Here is a 17,359-nt window from a genome sequence, read left to right on the forward strand (position 1 = left end):
CAACCAAGGTATCCCCAACATGAAAAGATTCTGGCGTCGTTTTCTCTTGGCATTCGTCGGCATCGCCATCCTCGGCGCGGTGGCGGTCATGACCTATCTGCAGCAACCCGTGTTCGGGGAGCTGCCCAGCGGCGAGCGCCTGGCACGCATCGAGCGCTCGCCCAACCATGCCGATGGCGTGTTCCACAACCAGATTGACACGCCCATGCGCACGACCGACCAGTCCGAGTGGTCGATGTGGATGCAAACCCTCTTTGGCGAGAAAGGCCAGGTTCGCCCGCCAAGTGCCATTCCCGCAATAAAGATCGACCTCAAGGCGCTCGACCCCGCGCACGACCTCGTGGTCTGGCTGGGCCATTCCTCGTACTTCGTGCAACTGGGCGGGCAGCGCGTCCTGATCGATCCGGTGTTCAGCATCAATGCCGCGCCGATCCCCGGCGCGAACAAGGCGTTCGAGGGCACCAGCATCTATGTGGCAGACGACATGCCCGAGGTCGATGCGCTACTCATCAGCCACGATCACTACGACCATCTGGACTATCCGAGCATTCACGCCCTCAAGTCCAAAGTGCGGGAGGTGATCGTGGGGCTCGGCGTCGGGGCGCATTTTGAGCGCTGGGGCTATGACAGAAGCATCGTGCGTGAAGCCGACTGGAACGAGGTCGTCGCGCTGACGCCGCAGGTGCAGGTACACGTCACCCCGGCCCGGCACTACTCCGGGCGCACCTTGACCCGCGACCAGTCGCTGTGGATTGGCTTCGCGCTCGTGTCTCCTGAGCGCCGCTACTTCTTCAGCGGCGACTCGGGCTACGGGCCGCATTTCGCAGACATCGGCCAGCGACTCGGCCCATTCGACTGGGTGGCGCTCGACATGGGCCAGTACGACCCGCGCTGGGCCAACGTCCACATGAACCCCGAGCAGGCGGCGCAGGCGGCCGAAGACCTGCAGGCGAAAGTGTTGTCCCCCGCGCACGCCGGTCGCTTCTCGATTTCCCCGCACGACTGGGACGACCCATTCAAGCGCATCACAGCCGCCAGCCCGGGGCGCAGCTACGAACTGTGGACGCCGCAGATCGGCCAGCCCATCTATCTGGACGGCCGCCCACAATCGTTCACGGCGTGGTGGGAGAACGGTGTGTCGAATACGCCGCCCCAGCTTGCGGCTGATAACAAGGAGAAATAGTGCGGTCAGAACAGTCCCCGTACCGCCCCTTTAGCAGCGTCCGGCAGGTCAGTGAGCCGACCCGCAGCATGCGACACCATGGGGATTTAGGGAAATAGTTACCGTTATTGATTAGCGTGACTTATATGCCTATTAAGAATTCATTATCTAGTAACAGACGTCGTTCTTCATCAAACTATTAAAGGCAAATAGGCAAAAAAGGAAAGCATCTGCGTTCATTGCTCAGGTCTGCTGTTGTCGGAGGGCACGCAGGCGCTTTCAGCGCCCCTCGGGCTGCTAGGAATGGCAGCCACCGTCGGCCTAACGGTTTAGAGGTGCTATCACTCTAGGAGATAGCCGGGTGGAACTTCGTCATCTACGTTGCTTTCTGGCGGTAGCCGAAGAACTCCATTTCGCGCGCGCCGCCGAACGACTGCACATCGAACAGTCGCCACTCTCGCGAGCCATCAAAGAACTTGAGGAAGAACTGGGCGCGGTGCTGTTCGCCCGCACCACGCGCAGCACGCGGTTGACCCGTGCTGGCAAACTGTTCTTGGAGCACGTGCGCCGCGTCTTTGCTACCTTGGAACAAGCGCGGGACAGCGTGAAGGCGGCAGCCAACGGGTTCCACGGACAACTGCGCGTGGCATTGTCGGATGGCATCACGCCGTCGCGCTTGCCTGCATTGCTCGCGCTTTGCCGCCAGGAAGAACCAGAAGTTGAACTCCGGTTCTTCGAGGTGCCGTTGTCGCAGCAGATCAAAGGATTGCATGACGACCTGTACGACGTGGGGTTTGCGCAGTCCGATGAAGTGGGCGATGGCATTGCCACCATACCTGCCTGGAGAGACACTCTCGTCGTGACGGTGCCAGCGCGGCATCCGCTGCTGGCACACAAGCGCATTCCTTTGGAGGAACTGCTGCGCTATCCGCTGGTTCTATGCGATCCACAAGTGGGCGAAGGCCATGCCAAATTCGTCGATCGGGTGCTGCGCCGGGCCGACATGGAGCCGCTGGTCGCAGAGCGTGTCGCTTCGTGCGATCTGATGATGGCCTTGGTATCGGCCGGCCTCGCACTTGGGTTCACGGGGGCCGCGCGCATTGCCGCCAACCCCGACTTAGGCGTGGTGGCCCGACCGCTGGCGGTGCGCGTGCCACCGCTGACAACCTACCTGCTGTATCCCGACGGCGAGCCGTCCGATGTGCTGGCGCGGTTCATTGAACGTGTGCAGGCCATCGAATTACCGGAACCCCCAAGGCCCAAGTCGGGCCATCATTCCGATTCACTGGAGGAGCCTCCGCCATGAAGAAGAGCATCCCGTTTTTGCTGGTGGCCGCGTTGACTGCCTGCGGCCAATCCGAAACGCCTCAGAAGGCCGACACCTCGGAAGCGAATATCCCAATGGTGGAAGAACTGGCGGCCAATCCTGAACGGCTCAAAGAGCTGCGCCAGCAGTGCAAGACGGATCGTCCTAAGCTGGGCGACGTGCTGTGCAATCGGGTGGCGGAAGCCACGCGCAAGCGGTTCTATGGCGACGGCGAAACCCCATACACACCGCCGAAAGAACCGCCCAAGTTCTGATTGTTGGCGGTTCGCCGAATCGCCTTAGTTTTTTGCTCGATACGCCGCAATGCGCCCGCGCTTGCGGCGTTTTTCTTTGGCTCGCCGTCGCACTCATTCTGTCTTTTTGCTCGACCTTTCTGCTGAAAACGGTCTTTGACCGGCACTGACCCGGCACCGATCCTGACGCCTGCGGCACGCCTTTGTGCCGCTCTTTCCATGAGGAATCAGCTCAGGAGAAATCGGAGGCCAGGTCATGCAAGGGACGAACGTGCTGTTCGGTCAGATCGCCGTGGTATTCGGCATCGTGATCGCCGGCGTGTGGGGCGCCACACAATGGACAGCAGCGGCCCTTGGCTATCAAGTACGCCTTGGCTCGCCCTGGTTCGACTTCCTTGGCACGTCGATCTACCACCCGTGGAAGCTGTTTGAGTGGTGGTTCTTCTTCGGTGCCTATGCGCCGGAGGTCTTCGACACCGGCGGCGCCATTGCCGGCGCCAGCGGTATGGTCGCGGTGGTCGTCGCCATTGCCATGTCGGTATGGCGCTCGCGCCAAGCGCGCCTGGTCACGACCTACGGCTCTGCGCGCTGGGCGAACGCGCAAGACATTCGCAAGGCCGGCCTCACGCAGCCTGCCGGCGTGTTCCTGGGCCAGCATGATCGCCAGTACCTCCGTCACGAAGGCCCAGAGCACGTCCTGACCTTCGCGCCCACGCGGTCGGGCAAGGGCGTGGGCCTGGTAGTGCCGACGCTGCTGTCCTGGCCCGCTTCGGCCGTCATCCACGACATCAAGGGCGAGAACTGGCAGATCACCGCCGGCTGGCGCAGCCGATTCAGCCACTGCCTGCTGTTCAACCCGACCGATGCGAAGTCGGCGGCTTACAACCCGCTACTGGAAGTGCGGCGCGGCGCGCATGAAGTGCGCGACGTGCAGAACATCGCGGACATTCTGGTCGATCCCGAAGGTGCGCTGGAGAAGCGCAACCATTGGGAGAAGACCAGCCATGCGCTGTTGGTCGGGGCCATCCTGCATGTGCTCTACGCGGGCGAAGACAAGACGTTGCGCGGCGTCGCCAACTTCCTCTCCGAACCGGCCAGCCCGTTCGAGCTGACTTTGCATCGGATGATGACCACGTCCCACCTGAGCGATGGGCCGCATCCTGTTGTCGCTTCGGCGGCGCGCGAAGTGCTCAACAAGTCGGACAACGAGCGTTCCGGCGTGTTGAGCACCGCCATGTCGTTCCTCGGCCTGTACCGCGACCCGACGGTAGCCGAAGTCACTTCGCGCTGCGACTGGCGCATTGCCGACCTGATCGCTGCGGAGCATCCGGTGTCGCTGTACCTAGTGGTGCCGCCTTCGGACATTTCGCGGACGAAGCCGCTCATTCGCCTGATCCTCAACCAGATCGGGCGGCGCCTCACCGAATCGCTCGATGGCTCCGACGGTATCGAGCGTCGCCACAAGCTGCTGCTGATGCTCGATGAGTTCCCGGCGCTGGGGCGCCTGGACTTCTTCGAGACGGCGCTGGCCTTCATGGCGGGCTACGGCATCCGCAGCTTCCTCATCGCCCAAAGCCTGAACCAGATCGACAAGGCGTATGGGCAGAACCATTCCATCCTCGATAACTGCCACGTCCGCGTGACGTTTGCGACGAACGACGAAAGGACGGCGAAAAGGATTTCGGAAACCCTCGGCACCGCCACCGAGCTGCGCGCGCAACGCAACTACGCCGGCCACAGATTGGCCCCGTGGCTCGGCCACTTGATGGTGTCGCGGCAGGAAACAGCGCGCCCACTGCTGACGCCGGGCGAGGTGATGCAGCTTCCGCCTGACGAGGCGGTGGTGATGGTGTCCAGCGTCGCGCCGATCAAGGCCAAGAAGCTGCGCTACTACGCGGACGCCAATTTCAAGCGTCGCGTGCTGCCACCGCCCACCCTGGCGGACGGGCAGTACGCCGACGCGCCGCCGCTGCGCCCGGATGACTGGAGCGGGCTGGCGATTCCGCCAACGCCTGCCGTACCGGCGACGGCATCCGCCGATGGCCTGGGGAGCTTGACCGCCGACGACGGCGGCCCGCGCCGTCAGCCCGAACTCTCCGAAGCCGTCGCCTACGACCCCGAGTTGGCCGCGCCCGCGGCCGACCTCGGTCTGCTCGATGACGACGACGACCTGCCGCTTCCCCTTCCGCGCCAGCTCGATCCAGCCATGCAGCGCACGGCCCGGCTGGCTTCCCTCGACCCCAACGACGGAATCGAGCTATGAGCCACTACCGCCTCAACCTGTTCATCCAGCCCGAGCACGCCAAGCGGCTCGATGAGCTGGCCGCCAAGAAAGGCGTGTCCAAGTCGTCCATCGTCGCGGCGGCGCTCGCATCGTGGCTGTCGCCCGATGCTGCCGATCAGCGCGAGGCGGCTATTGCCAAGCGGCTTGATCGCCTGTCGCGCCAAGCCGAGCGCATGGAGCGCGACCAGAACATCGCCATCGAAACGCTGGCGCTGTTCATCCGCTACTACCTGACCGTGAGCACGCCGGTTCCCGAGGCGCACCAAGACGCGGCACGCGCGCAGGGCAAAGCGCGCTTCGAGCAATTCACCGAGCAGCTTGGCCGCCACCTGCTGCGGGGCCGCAGCCTGGTGCGCGACGTCGTGGAGGAACTGCATCCCGACCCGATGCGGATGGAAGACGCGGCGGCAGCCGCGCAAGCGCAGGAGCGTGCGTCATGAGCGCCGTTCCGCAGTCCATGAGTGCCATGTCGCTCGACCGCCGCATCCAGATGCTGCGCACGGCGATGGGGCCGCTGATCGCCGCCGCGCTCGAAGACCCGGACGTGGTGGAGGTGATGCTGAATCCTGATCGCACCCTTTGGGTGGATCGGCTTTCCAGTGGACGCGCGCCGATGGGCGTGGAACTGCCCGAGGCGGACAGCGAGCGAATCATCCGCCTGGTCGCGGCCCACGTCGGTGCAGAAGTCCATCGCGGCCAGCCGCTGCTGTCCGCCGAGCTGCCCGAAACCGGCGAACGCTTCGAGGGCATCTTGCCGCCGGCAGCGCCAGGGCCGGCCTTCGCGCTGCGCAAGCGCGCCATCGGCGTGATTCCGCTGGAGCGGTACGTCATCGACGGGATGATGACCAGCGCGCAAGCGGGCTTTCTCGTTCGCGCCGTGCGCGAGCGGCAGAACGTGCTGATTGCCGGCGCCACCAGCAGCGGCAAGACCACGCTCGCCAATGCTTTGCTCGCCGAAATCGCCGCCACCGGCGACCGCGTGCTGGTGCTCGAAGACACGGTGGAGCTGCAATGCGCGGCCCGCGACCACGTTCCCCTGCGCACCCGCGCAGGCGTGGTGTCGATGACCGAGCTGGTGCGCTCGTCCATGCGCCTGCGGCCTGATCGCGTCGTCGTCGGCGAGGTGCGCGGCGCCGAGGCACTGGATCTCATCAAGGTGTGGGGCACAGGCCATCCGGGCGGCATCGCCACGATCCATGCCGGCTCCGCGCTCGGCGCGCTGCTGCGCCTGGAACAACTGATTCTCGAAGTGGCGGTGAATCCGCCCCGTGCGCTGATCGCCGAGGCAGTCAACGTGGTGATCCACATCGCCGGACGCGGGCGCAAGCGCCGCATCGAGAGCATCGCCCGCGTCGTCGGCTTCGACGGCGTGGGCTACCAACTGGCGGACGCGCTGGAAACGCCGTTTCCTGCGTTGCCGCCACGTCCCGATGCCGCACCCGCTGCGGCGACTTCCCCAGCCCCTGACTCACTTGGAGAACTGCCATGACGCAGATGACCATTCCTGCTTTCCGTTTTTCTGCAAATCCGGCTTTGCGTCTTGCGCGGCTGCGCTGCCTGGCCCGCCCTGCGGGGCAAGGGCTGTTGCTGGCCGCGCTGCTGTTGTTCCTGGCCGGAACCGCGCAGGCCGCCGGTTCCTCGATGCCGTGGGAAGGCCCACTGCAATCCATCCTCGAATCCATCCAGGGGCCGGTGGCGCGCATCGTCGCGGTCATCATCATCATCGCCACGGGCCTCGCGCTCGCGTTCGGCGATACGTCCGGCGGATTCCGCAAGCTGATCCAGATCGTCTTCGGTCTGTCCATCGCGTTCGCCGCTTCGAGCTTCTTCCTGTCGTTCTTCAGCTTCTCCGGGGGGGCGGTCGTATGAGTGCCCCGGACACCTTCGCGGACGGCTTCGAGGTGCCGCTGCATCGCTCGCTGACCGAGCCGATTCTGCTTGGCGGTGCGCCGCGCACCGTGGCGATCGCCAACGGCACGCTGGCCGCCGCTGTCGGCCTGGGCCTGCAACTGTGGATTCCCGGCGTGGTGCTCTGGATCGTCGGCCATTCGCTGGCGGTGTGGGGTGCGCGCGTCGATCCGCAGTTCATGCAGGTCTTCGCCCGGCACATCAAGCATCGCCCGCTGCTGGACGTGTGAGGGGACGCTGCCATGCTGAACCTTGCCGAATACCGCCAGCGCCCGGCCTTGCTTGCCGACTGGCTGCCCTGGGCCGGGATGGTCGCACCGGGCGTCGTCTTGAACAAGGACGGAAGTTTCCAGCGCACGGCCCGGTTTCGCGGGCCTGACCTCGACAGCGCGACGCAAGGCGAGCTGATCGCCACGTCGGCGCGGTTGAACAACGCGCTGCGCCGCATGGGATCGGGCTGGGCGCTATTCATCGAAGCCGAGCGCCGGCCTGCGGCCGATTATCCGCACTCGGAGTTTCCCGAGCCGCTTTCGTGGGTGGTGGAGGAAGAACGCCGGGCCGCCTTCGAGGAGTCGGGCCATCACTTCGAGAGCGGCTATCACCTGACGCTGCTTTACCTGCCGCCGGAAGAATCTCGCGCCCGTGCGGCCGGGATGCTGTACGAGAACCGGCCCACCGAAGGCGTGGATTGGCGTGGCCGGCTCGATGCCTTCGTGGCGGAAACGGATCGCGTCTTCGACCTGCTCGATGGCGTGATGCCGGAAATCGCCTGGCTCGATGACGCGCAGACGCTGACCTACCTGCACGCGACCGTCTCGACGCGGCGCTATCGCGTGGGCGTGCCCGAAGTGCCGTTCCACATCGACGCGCTGCTGACCGATTCCGCGCTGGTCGGCGGCCTGGCGCCCATGCTGGGCGATCAGCACCTGCGGGTGGTGTCGGTGCGGGGCTTCCCGACCTCGACCTGGCCGGGGATTCTGGACGACCTCAACCGCCTCGGTTTTGCGTACCGCTGGAGCACGCGCTTTCTTTGCCTCGACAAAGCCGAGGCGGAAAAAGAGCTTTCCCGCCTGCGCCGCCAGTGGTTCGCCAAGCGCAAGAACGTCATCGCGCTGCTGCGCGAAACGATCTTCCAGCAGGAAAGCCCGCTGGTCGATACCGACGCCAACAACAAGGCCGCCGATGCCGACGCTGCCTTGCAGGAGCTGGGCAGCGATCAAGTCGCCTTCGGCTATCTGACGGCGACCGTCACCGTCATGGACGAGGACGCCGCCGTCGCAGACGAGAAGCTGCGCATGGTGGAGCGCGTCATCCAGGGGCGCGGGTTCGTGACGATTCCCGAAACGCTCAATGCAGTCGATGCGTGGCTGTCCTCGATTCCCGGCAACGCCTACGCCAACGTGCGCCAGCCCATCGTCTCGACGTTGAACCTGGCGCACCTGATGCCGGTGTCGGCGGTATGGGCTGGGCCGGAGAAGAACGAACACCTAGACGGCCCCCCGCTGATCGTCACGCGCACCGATGGCGCCACGCCGTTCCGGCTGGTGACGCACATCGGCGACGTGGGCCACACGCTGGTCGCAGGCCCGACCGGCATGGGCAAGTCGGTCTTGCTCGCCACGCTGGCGATGCAGTTCCGCCGCTATCGCGGCTCGCGCATCTTCGCCTTCGACATGGGCCGCTCCATGCGGGCCGCCATCCTCGGCCTGGGCGGCGAACACTACGACCTGGGCACGGATGGCGAAATCGCCTTCCAGCCACTCGCGCGCATCGACCGTGAGGGCTACTGCACCTGGGCCGCCGAATGGATCGAAGGCCGCTTGCTGCACGAAGGTGTGGCGGTCGGCCCCGACGAGAAGGCGGCTATCTGGTCGGCGCTGGGAAGTCTCGCCGGTGCGCCGGTGGAGCAGCGCACGATGACGGGACTTTTCGTGCTGCTGCAATCGAACACGCTGCGGCAGGCGCTTTCGCCCTATGTGCTGGGTGGCGCCCACGGCAAGCTGCTGGACGCCGACCACGACCGGCTGGGCATGGCCGACGTGCAGTGCTTCGAGATGGAGGAGCTGATGCACAGCAAGGCCGCCGTCATGGCCGTGCTGCATTACCTCTTTGCGCGTTTCGATGAACGCTTTGACGGTGCGCCCACGCTGCTGATCCTCGATGAAGCGTGGCTGTTCCTCGATGACCCGGTGTTTGCCGCGCGTATCCGCCAGTGGCTCAAGACACTGCGCAAGAAGAACGTGAGCGTCATCTTCGCCACGCAGAGCCTTGCCGACATCAAGGATTCGAGCATCGCGCCCGCGATCATCGAGAGCTGCGCGAGTCGGATTTTCTTGCCCAACCCGCAGGCGAACGAGCCGCAGATTCGCACGATCTACGAGGGCTTCGGCCTCAACAGGCGGCAGATCGAAATCGTCGCCACCGCGCAGCCCAAGCGCGACTACTACTACCAATCCCGCCTCGGCAACCGCCTGTTCGACCTCGACCTGGGGCCGGCGGCGCTGGCGTTTGCGGGCGCTTCCACGCCGCAAGACCAGCGCGACATAGACCGCGTGCTGCTGGACGCCGGCGTGCCCGGCTTCGCGGGTGCCTGGCTGCGCCATCGCGGCCTCGATTGGGCGGCCGACCTGCTGCCCTCGTTCCCCGGCCTCGCGCCGGGTTCCCTCGCTGACCAACCCCTGGAGAACTTGTCATGAAAAAGCGCCTCATCGCCGCCGCCATTGCGGCCATGCTTTGCACTGCCACCGCCCATGCGCAATGGGTCGTGGTCGATCCGACGAACCTCGTGCAGAACACGCTGACCGCGATCCGCACGCTGGAGCAGATCAACAATCAGATCCAGCAGCTTCAGAACGAAGCGCAGATGCTGATGAACCAGGCGCGCAACCTCGCCAGCCTGCCGTCCAGCGTGGTGAACCAGTTGCGCGCCAACCTGGCGACGACCGAGCGGCTAATCGCGCAGGCTCGCGGCCTTGCCTACGACGTGACGAACCTCGATCGGGAGTTCGCGCGCCTGTATCCCGAGCAGTACGCCGCCACCGTTAGCGGCGACCAGATGTACCGCGACGCACAGGAGCGTTGGCGGAACACGCTCAACGGCTTGCAGACCACCATGCAGATGCAGGCGCAGGTATCGCAGAACCTGGGCGAAGACGAAAGCGTGCTGGCCGATCTCGTGGGCAAGAGCCAGTCGGCCGAAGGTGCGTTGCAGGCGATGCAAGCCATGAACCAGTTGCTGGCCTTGCAGGCCAAGCAGTCGATCCAGTCGCAGCGGCTCCAGATCACGCAAGACCGGGCGGCGTCGCTGGAACTGGCGCGGCAGGCGGCAGCCACGGAGCGCGCCCGCGAGGTACGGCGGCGCTTCCTGGGCGACGGCACGCCGTACACGCCGCAGTCCGTGAACTTCTACGGCAACTGACGGGAGGCCGCCATGCGATGCGTCCTCGTCCTGTGTGTCGCGCTGCTGGCCGCTTGCGGCGAGCAGCCGGCCGACCACCTTGCCGATGCCCTGGCCGCCGATCCCGTGCGGCTCAAGGCATTGCGCGCGCAATGCGCGGCCCATCCGCAACAGGTCATGCAGGCCACGGGCGAGGACGCTTGCCGCGCCGCCGCCGAAGCCTTCCGGCGGCGCTTCTTCTCTGGCCAGGCCGGGCCGGATGAATACCAGACGCTGGCCGACCTGCCGCCGATCCCGCCCAGCTTCGAGGAGCCGGCCGATGGCATGGCGCCAGCCGTTCCCGCCCCACGGGAGGACACGCCATGAATGACGTGACCATCATCGACCAGTTCCTGAGCACCTTCTCCACCTACATCGACTCGGGTTTCGGGCTGCTGCGCGGCGAAGTGGCATTTCTCACGGCCACGCTGATCGTCATCGACATGACGATCGCCGGCCTGTATTGGGCCATGAGCCATGCCACCGGCCAGGGCGAGGACGTGATCGCCAAGCTGCTGCGCAAGGTGCTCTACGTCGGTGCCTTCGCCTACATCCTCAACAACTTCAACTGGCTGGCCAGCATCGTGTTCCGCTCGTTTGCGGGGCTGGGCATCACCGCCACCGGCTCGGCCATCACGATGGAGAACTTCTTGCAGCCGGGCCGACTCGCCAAGACTGGCATCGACGCCGGGGCGCCGATCTTGAAGCAGATCGGCGAGATGGCGGGCTTTCCCGAGGTGTTCGCCAATCTCGATCCCATCGTGGTGCTGTTCCTCGCGTGGCTGGTCGTGGTGCTGTGCTTCTTCGTACTGGCGATCCAAATGTTCATCACGCTGATCGAGTTCAAGCTGACCACGCTCGCCGGATTCGTGCTGGTGCCATTCGCGCTCTGGAACAAGACCGCGTTCCTCGCCGAAAAGGTCTTGGGCAACGTGGTGGCCTCCGGCGTCAAGGTTCTGGTGCTGGCCGTGATCGTCGGTATCGGCTCGGGCTTGTTCGCTCAGTTCCAAGTCCATCCCGCCGAGCCGTCTATCGACCACGCGCTGGTCATCATGCTGGCCTCGCTCACCTTGCTGGCGCTAGGGATCTTCGGCCCCGGTATCGCCACGGGCCTCGTCTCCGGTGCGCCGCAGCTCGGCGCTGGCGCAATGGCCGGTGCTGCTGTCGGCGCTGCCGGCACGGCCGTCGCCATTGGCGCCGCCGCGACGGGCGTGGGTGGCGCCGTGGCTGCTGGTGCGCGCATGGCTCCGGCTGCCGCCAAGCTGGCCGGTAGCGGTGCGCGCGCCGCCACGTCGGCGGCCAGCAGTGCGAAGTCGGCGTTCCAGGCCGGTTCCGCCGCCGCTGGCGGAGGCGCAAAGGGCGCGATCGCGGGCCTGGGCAACGTCGCCAAGACCGGCGCGCAGGCAGCCGGGCGAGGCGCTGCATCCCGCGCCTCTGCGGCAGGACAGCGCATGGCTGCGCCATTCCGCGAGGGATGGAATGGCGACGTTGGCGCATCAGCCGGCACCAGCGAAGCCCCCGCAGGCGCTGCCGCTGCACAGACGCAGGAGCAGCCCGCTTGGGCCAAGCGGCTGCATCGCCGCCAGCAACTCACCCATGCCGCAACCACCACCGCTCACGCGCTGCGCGGCGGCGATGGCGGCGGCTCCGGCCAGGGGCCGAGCCTGCGCGATTCCGATTCATAAGGAGAACTGACCATGCGATTCAAGAAACCGCAGGTGCGCTACGCCGACACGCCGCAGCCTGCCACGCCGTACCAAGCTGCCCGCCAGGTGTGGGACGAGCGCATCGGCTCGCCGCGCGTCCAGGCGAAAAACTGGCGCCTGATGGCTTTTGGCTGCCTGACGCTTGCGCTGCTGATGGCTGGCGGCCTGGTGTGGCGCTCGGCGCAGTCCATCGTGACGCCCTACGTGGTGGAGGTGGACAACGCGGGCCAGGTACGCGCCGTGGGCGAAGCCGCCACGCCGTACCGACCCAACGATGCGCAGACCGCGCACCACATCGCGCGCTTCGTGACGCTGGTGCGCTCACTGTCCATCGACCCCATCGTCGTCCGCCAGAACTGGCTGGACGCCTACGACTACACGACCGACAAGGGCGCGGCCGTGCTCAACGACTACGCACGGGTCAACGACCCGTTCGCGCGCATCGGCAAGGAGTCGGTGACGGTGCAGATCACCAGCGTCGTGCGCGCCAGCGACACGTCTTTCAACGTGCGCTGGACGGAACGCCGCTATGTCAACGGCGCTGCGGCGGGCTTGGAGCGGTGGACGGCCGTGGTGTCCATCGTGCTCCAGCCGCCGCGCACCGAAGAACGCCTGCGCAAGAACCCCCTGGGCATCTACGTCAACGGCCTGTCGTGGAGCCGCGAACTGGATTCTTCCGAAGGAGTCAAGCCATGAATGATCTTTTCCGTAAATCCGCTTTACCGGTGATCTTGCTTGCGTTGGCGGGCTGCGCCACGCAGGGCAAACCGCCGCCGACCATCTCGCTCGATGAGCCGGTGCAGGCCGAGCCGCTGCCCGAGCCGCCTGCGCCGGTGGAGGTGGTGGGCGTACCCGAGGTGCTGCCGATGCCGGCGCAGTTGAAGCCATTGCCCGAAGCCGAGGACGCCAAGCCTACGCCGGAGCCGGCCGACGAGAAGGTGCGCGTCTCACGGGCCAATGCCGAGGCGCGCGTCGCACCCACGCGCGAGGGATACGTCAACGCGATTCAGGTGTGGCCCTTCACCGATGGCGCGCTGTATCAGGTCTATGCAGCCGTGGGCCGCGTGACCGTGGTTTCGCTCCAGCCGGGCGAGGAGCTGGTGACGGTGGCCGCTGGTGATACCGTGCGCTGGATCGTGGGCGATACGTCGAGCGGCAGCGGTGCCGACCTGCGCGTCAATGTGCTGGTCAAGCCGATCCGCTCGGGCCTCAAGACCAATCTCGTCATCACCACCAGCCGCAGGACGTACCTGCTGGAGTTGGCTTCGACGGAAAAGACGTGGATGGCGTCGGCTTCTTGGGAGTATCCGCGTGACCGGATGCTGGCCTTGCAGCGCCAGGCGCAGGCGGCCAGCGCCGCCGCGCCGGTGGACTCCGGCTTGTCGCTGGAAAACCTGCGCTTCCGCTACGTGGTCAGCGGTAGCAACCCGCCGTGGAAGCCGCTGCGCGCGTTCGACGACGGGCAGAAGGTCTATATCCAGTTCCCCGCCGGCATCGCGCAAGGCGAGCTGCCGCCGCTGTTCGTAATCGGGCCGGAAGGTGACGGGCAACTGGTCAACTACCGCTTCCGCTCGCCGTACTACATCGTGGATCGGCTGTTCGGTGCCGCCGAACTGCGCCTGGGCGGGGACAAGGGCGACGTGGTGCGAATTGAGCGCACGGACGGCGTTGCGCGGAGGAACTGACCATGAGCCAGGATGACACCCCCGACCTCGCCACGCCGCAGGCAGGCAAGGTCGCGCCGGAAGCGGTGGCGCTGCGCGCCCAGCCGCGCCCGGTCACTCGCCTGAACCGGCGCACGCTGGCCATCCTCGTCGGCGGCCTGTCGGTCGCCGTCCTTGGGGCCACGATCTGGTCGCTACAACCGCAGCGACGCAGTGCGGGCGAGCAAACCGAGCTTTACAACGTCGATCGCGTCTCGAAGTCCGAAGGGCTGGATGCGCTGCCGACGGACTACTCGAAGCTGCCGCCAGCCTTGCCGCCCGATGTGCCCGAGCTGGGACCGCCGTTGCCCGGCGACCTTGGCCCGGCCATCGTCGCGTCGCAGCAGCCGGTGATGCCGGGCTATTCGCCGCCAGGCCATGATCCCGAAGATGCCTTGCGCAAGGAGGCGGACGCGGCGGCGGCCTCGTCGGTGTTCTTCCGCTCGGGCGGCCAGGGTCAGGCCGCCGCCACGGTCGCGCAAGCTGCACCGGGTGCGCCTGGTGTTTCAAACACACTCGCGGCCTTCGACCCTCTCGCTGCCGGGCCTGCCTCGACGGCGGCCCAGCCCGCCGACCCGACGACCGTGCAGAACCGGCAAGACCAGAAAGAGGCGTTCCTGAAAGCTGGCTCTACGGAAACCCGCAATTCCGGCAATCTGGCGTTGCCGGCGTCGCCGTATCAGGTCATGGCCGGAACGGTGATCGCCGGTGCGCTGGTGACAGGCATCAAGTCCGATCTTCCCGGCGACGTGATCGCCACGGTGACGGAGCCGGTCTATGACACGGCCACGGGCAAGTTCCTGCTGATCCCGCAGGGATCGCGCATCCTCGGGCGCTACAACAGCCAAGTGAGCTATGGGCAGAGCCGAGTTCAGGTGGTGTGGAACCGGATTATCCTGCCGGACACGTCATCGCTGACGCTCGACAACCTTGTGGGCACCGACCCGGCCGGCTATGCCGGCCTGGAAGACGATGTGGACTGGCACTGGAAACGCATCGTCGGGGGTGCGGTGCTGACGACGCTGCTGGGCGTCGGCGCCGAGTTGGCTGCGCCGGAGAGCCGCCAGGACGGCAACCGGATCATCATCGCCGGGCGCGACAGCGCACAGGACAGCATCAACCAAATCGGCCAGGAGATCACCCGGCGCAACATGAACATCCAGCCGACCCTGACGGCGCGGCCGGGGTTGCCGGTTCGGGTGATCGTGGGGCGTGACTTGGTATTGCGCCCTTACCAGCCGTTGTTTTTCAACCGCGGATCCTCGCAATGAGCACGACCAAGAAACTGCGGCTCGGGCCGCTGCCCAAGACCGAGAACGTCAAGCTGACCTTTGCCTGCCCGGCCAGCCTGAAAGCCGACCTCGACCGCTACGCCGCGCTGCACGCGCAGGCGTATGGCGAAGCCGTCGATGCCGAGAAGTTGATCCCGCACATGCTGGAGGCGTTCATGGCGGGGGATCGGGGATTCAGGAAGGGCACGGCCACGCGGAGCGCGCCATCGAAGCCGACATGATGGCGTCGCATCCCAACGTCATCCATCGAACGCGCAGCCTGGGGCTGCGCGTTCGTCATTCTGGATGCTGCCAAGCCATTGGGGCTATGATGGCCAGACAAGCTCGCCGTTCCTCGGCAATCTCGCACGCCCCAGCGCGATCCGGCTTTCTCTCCCGACGCTCCTATGTGGCTCCTAGCCCACGAGGCCGCACTTCCGCGAAGTGGTCTGAAAACGAGCTAACCTACTGTCCCATATACGGTTTCAAGCTCTGCGTGATTTGCGCAAAGGACTTGACACCGGCACTTTTTTGCCGCGGGGCCACTCCCAGGGCAAAAAGCGGCCCCTCCCGGGGAGCAGCGGCTACACGCAGTGGGCGAGCGTGGGGGCTTTTTATCCCGCGCGCACATTTGCTTGACCGCCAGTGACCAGGGCATCGCCGCAGCCCCGGGCGCGGCCAGACTCCCCACCCATGGAACAGACGGGCAACACCGCTGCCGGGCCGCGCACCGCGGACGCCGGCAGCTTCGACTTCATCGTGGTCGGCGCGGGATCGGCCGGCTGCGTGCTGGCCTGCCGGCTGGTGCAGGCCGGCCGCAGCGTGCTGCTGCTGGAGGCCGGGCCGGCGGACGACAGCCGCTTCGTGCACATGCCGGCCACCTTCGTGCGCGTGATCGGAACCGAGCGTACCTGGCTCTACGAGACCGAGCCGCAGCCGGCCGCGGCCGGCCGCGTGATGCATGTGCCGCAGGGCCGCACGCTGGGCGGCGGCAGCTCGGTCAACGCCATGGTCTACACGCGCGGCACGCCGGCCGACTACGACGACTGGCGCGCCGGCGGCTGCACTGGCTGGGGCTGGGACGACGTGCTGCCGGCGTTCCGCCGCGCCGAGGCCAACGAGCGCCTGTCTGGCCCGCTGCACGGCACCGACGGCCCGCTGCGCGTGAGCGACGCGCGGCACCGCCACCCGCTGTCGATGGCCTTCGTGCGGGCCGCGCAGGAGGCCGGTGTGCCCTACAACGACGACTTCAACGGCGCGCGCCAGGAGGGCGTGGGCTTCTACCAGTCCACCACCTTCGAGGGCCGGCGCGGCAGCACGGCGGCCACCTACCTGGCGGCGGTGCGGCGCTCGCCGCTGCTGAAGGTCGTGACCGGCGCCCACGTGCTGCGCGTGCGGCTGCGCGGCGGCCAGGCCGAGGGCGTGGACTACCGCTGCGGCGACGGCTCGCAGCACGCCGCCACGGCGCGCTGCGAAGTCATCTTGAGCGCCGGCGCGCTGGCCAGCCCGAAGCTGCTGCTGCTTTCGGGCATCGGCCCGGGCGAATCGCTGCAGACACTGGGCATCGCGCCGCAGGTGCAGGCGCCCGAGGTCGGCGCCAACTTCCAGGACCACTTGGAGGTGTCCGTCTACGGCCGCTGCCGCACCCCGATCAGCCTGGCCGGGCAGGACCGCGGCCTGAAGGCGCTGCGCCACGGCCTGCAGTACGAGCTGTGCCGCAGCGGCCTGCTGACCTCTACGGTGGTGGAGAGCGGCGGCTTCTTCGACACCGCCGGCAGCGGCCGGCCCGACGTGCAGTTCCACGTGCTGCCCGTGCTGGCGGGCGACGTCGGGCGCGAGCCGCTGCCGGGGCACGGCATCTCGCTCAACCCCTGCTTCCTGCGCCCGCGCTCGCGCGGGCAGGTGCGGCTGCGCAGCGCCGACCCGATGGCCCCCATCCTGTTCGACGGCGGCTATCTGCAGGTGCCCGAGGACGTGGCCACCCTGGTGCGCGGCGTGCGGCTGGCGCGCCGCATCCTGCGCGCGCCCTCGCTGGCACGGCTGATCGCGCACGAACTGCTGCCCGCGGCCGAGGACGAACTCAGCGACGCCCAGATCGAAGCCCACGTGCGCCGCTACGCCAAGACCGTCTACCACCCGGCGGGCACCTGCCGCATGGGCGGTGACGCGCGCGCCGTGGTCGACACCCGGCTGCGCGTGCAGGGCGTCGGGCGGCTGCGCGTGGCCGATGCGTCGGTCATGCCGCGCCTGATCTCGGCCAACACCAACGCCCCCACCATCATGATCGCCGAGCGCTGCGCCGAGTTCGCGCTGGCCGATGCGGCATGAC

Annotated in this window: 17 protein-coding genes; all 17 read left to right on the top strand. The window is 66.7% G+C overall.

What is annotated here, in order from left to right; all coding sequences use genetic code 11:
• Positions 1 to 19 precede the first annotated feature (19 nt).
• The 17 genes from MMF98_RS22480 (at position 20) to MMF98_RS22560 (ending at position 17,358) form a co-directional block, all read left to right on the top strand.
• Positions 20 to 1,183: an MBL fold metallo-hydrolase gene (locus MMF98_RS22480; protein WP_243309572.1), complete on the top strand. Its 1,164-nt coding sequence runs from the start codon at positions 20 to 22 to the stop codon at positions 1,181 to 1,183.
• A gap of 340 nt (positions 1,184 to 1,523) precedes the next feature.
• Positions 1,524 to 2,468, top strand: coding sequence for a LysR family transcriptional regulator (locus tag MMF98_RS22485; protein WP_243309573.1), 945 nt, complete (start codon positions 1,524 to 1,526; stop codon positions 2,466 to 2,468).
• The gene (locus MMF98_RS22490) at positions 2,465 to 2,743 is read left to right on the top strand and encodes an EexN family lipoprotein (RefSeq protein WP_243309574.1); all 279 of its coding nucleotides are present in this window, start codon (positions 2,465 to 2,467) and stop codon (positions 2,741 to 2,743) included. The genes MMF98_RS22485 and MMF98_RS22490 overlap by 4 nt, the downstream gene beginning before the upstream one ends.
• A gap of 235 nt (positions 2,744 to 2,978) precedes the next feature.
• Positions 2,979 to 4,985 carry a conjugal transfer protein TraG gene (locus MMF98_RS22495; RefSeq protein WP_243309575.1) on the top strand — a complete coding sequence of 669 codons (2,007 nt, stop codon included), beginning with the start codon at positions 2,979 to 2,981 and terminating at the stop codon, positions 4,983 to 4,985.
• The gene (locus MMF98_RS22500; RefSeq protein ID WP_003111089.1) at positions 4,982 to 5,446 is read left to right on the top strand and encodes a ribbon-helix-helix protein, CopG family; all 465 of its coding nucleotides are present in this window, start codon (positions 4,982 to 4,984) and stop codon (positions 5,444 to 5,446) included. The genes MMF98_RS22495 and MMF98_RS22500 overlap by 4 nt, the downstream gene beginning before the upstream one ends.
• A complete protein-coding gene (trbB, locus tag MMF98_RS22505; RefSeq protein WP_243309576.1) occupies positions 5,443 to 6,495 on the top strand; it encodes a P-type conjugative transfer ATPase TrbB in 1,053 nt (350 codons plus the stop codon). The genes MMF98_RS22500 and trbB overlap by 4 nt, the downstream gene beginning before the upstream one ends.
• Positions 6,492 to 6,875 carry a TrbC/VirB2 family type IV secretion system protein gene (locus MMF98_RS22510; protein WP_003103996.1) on the top strand — a complete coding sequence of 128 codons (384 nt, stop codon included), beginning with the start codon at positions 6,492 to 6,494 and terminating at the stop codon, positions 6,873 to 6,875. The genes trbB and MMF98_RS22510 overlap by 4 nt, the downstream gene beginning before the upstream one ends.
• On the top strand, positions 6,872 to 7,144 hold the full coding sequence (locus tag MMF98_RS22515; RefSeq protein WP_003103993.1) for a VirB3 family type IV secretion system protein: 273 nt from the start codon (positions 6,872 to 6,874) through the stop codon (positions 7,142 to 7,144). The genes MMF98_RS22510 and MMF98_RS22515 overlap by 4 nt, the downstream gene beginning before the upstream one ends.
• Positions 7,145 to 7,156: 12 nt before the next feature.
• On the top strand, positions 7,157 to 9,610 hold the full coding sequence (trbE, locus tag MMF98_RS22520; protein ID WP_243309577.1) for a conjugal transfer protein TrbE: 2,454 nt from the start codon (positions 7,157 to 7,159) through the stop codon (positions 9,608 to 9,610).
• Complete coding sequence (gene trbJ / locus MMF98_RS22525; RefSeq protein WP_017677040.1) at positions 9,607 to 10,332, top strand: P-type conjugative transfer protein TrbJ; 726 nt, start codon at positions 9,607 to 9,609, stop codon at positions 10,330 to 10,332. The genes trbE and trbJ overlap by 4 nt, the downstream gene beginning before the upstream one ends.
• A gap of 12 nt (positions 10,333 to 10,344) precedes the next feature.
• A complete protein-coding gene (locus MMF98_RS22530; protein WP_243309578.1) occupies positions 10,345 to 10,677 on the top strand; it encodes a hypothetical protein in 333 nt (110 codons plus the stop codon).
• Positions 10,674 to 12,035, top strand: a complete 1,362-nt coding sequence (gene trbL, locus MMF98_RS22535; RefSeq protein ID WP_243309579.1) for a P-type conjugative transfer protein TrbL — start codon at positions 10,674 to 10,676, stop codon at positions 12,033 to 12,035. Before MMF98_RS22530 ends, trbL begins: the two co-directional genes overlap by 4 nt.
• Positions 12,036 to 12,047: 12 nt before the next feature.
• On the top strand, positions 12,048 to 12,752 hold the full coding sequence (trbF, locus tag MMF98_RS22540; RefSeq protein ID WP_243309580.1) for a conjugal transfer protein TrbF: 705 nt from the start codon (positions 12,048 to 12,050) through the stop codon (positions 12,750 to 12,752).
• Positions 12,749 to 13,741, top strand: coding sequence for a P-type conjugative transfer protein TrbG (gene trbG, locus MMF98_RS22545; RefSeq protein WP_243309581.1), 993 nt, complete (start codon positions 12,749 to 12,751; stop codon positions 13,739 to 13,741). The genes trbF and trbG overlap by 4 nt, the downstream gene beginning before the upstream one ends.
• 2 nt (positions 13,742 to 13,743) lie before the next feature.
• Positions 13,744 to 15,030, top strand: coding sequence for a TraB/TrbI/VirB10 family type IV secretion system protein (locus MMF98_RS22550; protein ID WP_243309582.1), 1,287 nt, complete (start codon positions 13,744 to 13,746; stop codon positions 15,028 to 15,030).
• Positions 15,027 to 15,272, top strand: coding sequence for a DUF2274 domain-containing protein (locus MMF98_RS22555; RefSeq protein ID WP_243309583.1), 246 nt, complete (start codon positions 15,027 to 15,029; stop codon positions 15,270 to 15,272). Before MMF98_RS22550 ends, MMF98_RS22555 begins: the two co-directional genes overlap by 4 nt.
• Positions 15,273 to 15,723: 451 nt before the next feature.
• Positions 15,724 to 17,358, top strand: coding sequence for a GMC family oxidoreductase (locus MMF98_RS22560; protein ID WP_243309584.1), 1,635 nt, complete (start codon positions 15,724 to 15,726; stop codon positions 17,356 to 17,358).
• The last annotated feature ends 1 nt before the right edge of the window (position 17,359 follow it).

The sequence above is a fragment of the Variovorax terrae genome (assembly GCF_022809125.1).
In the GTDB taxonomy this organism is placed as follows: domain Bacteria; phylum Pseudomonadota; class Gammaproteobacteria; order Burkholderiales; family Burkholderiaceae_C; genus Variovorax_A; species Variovorax_A terrae.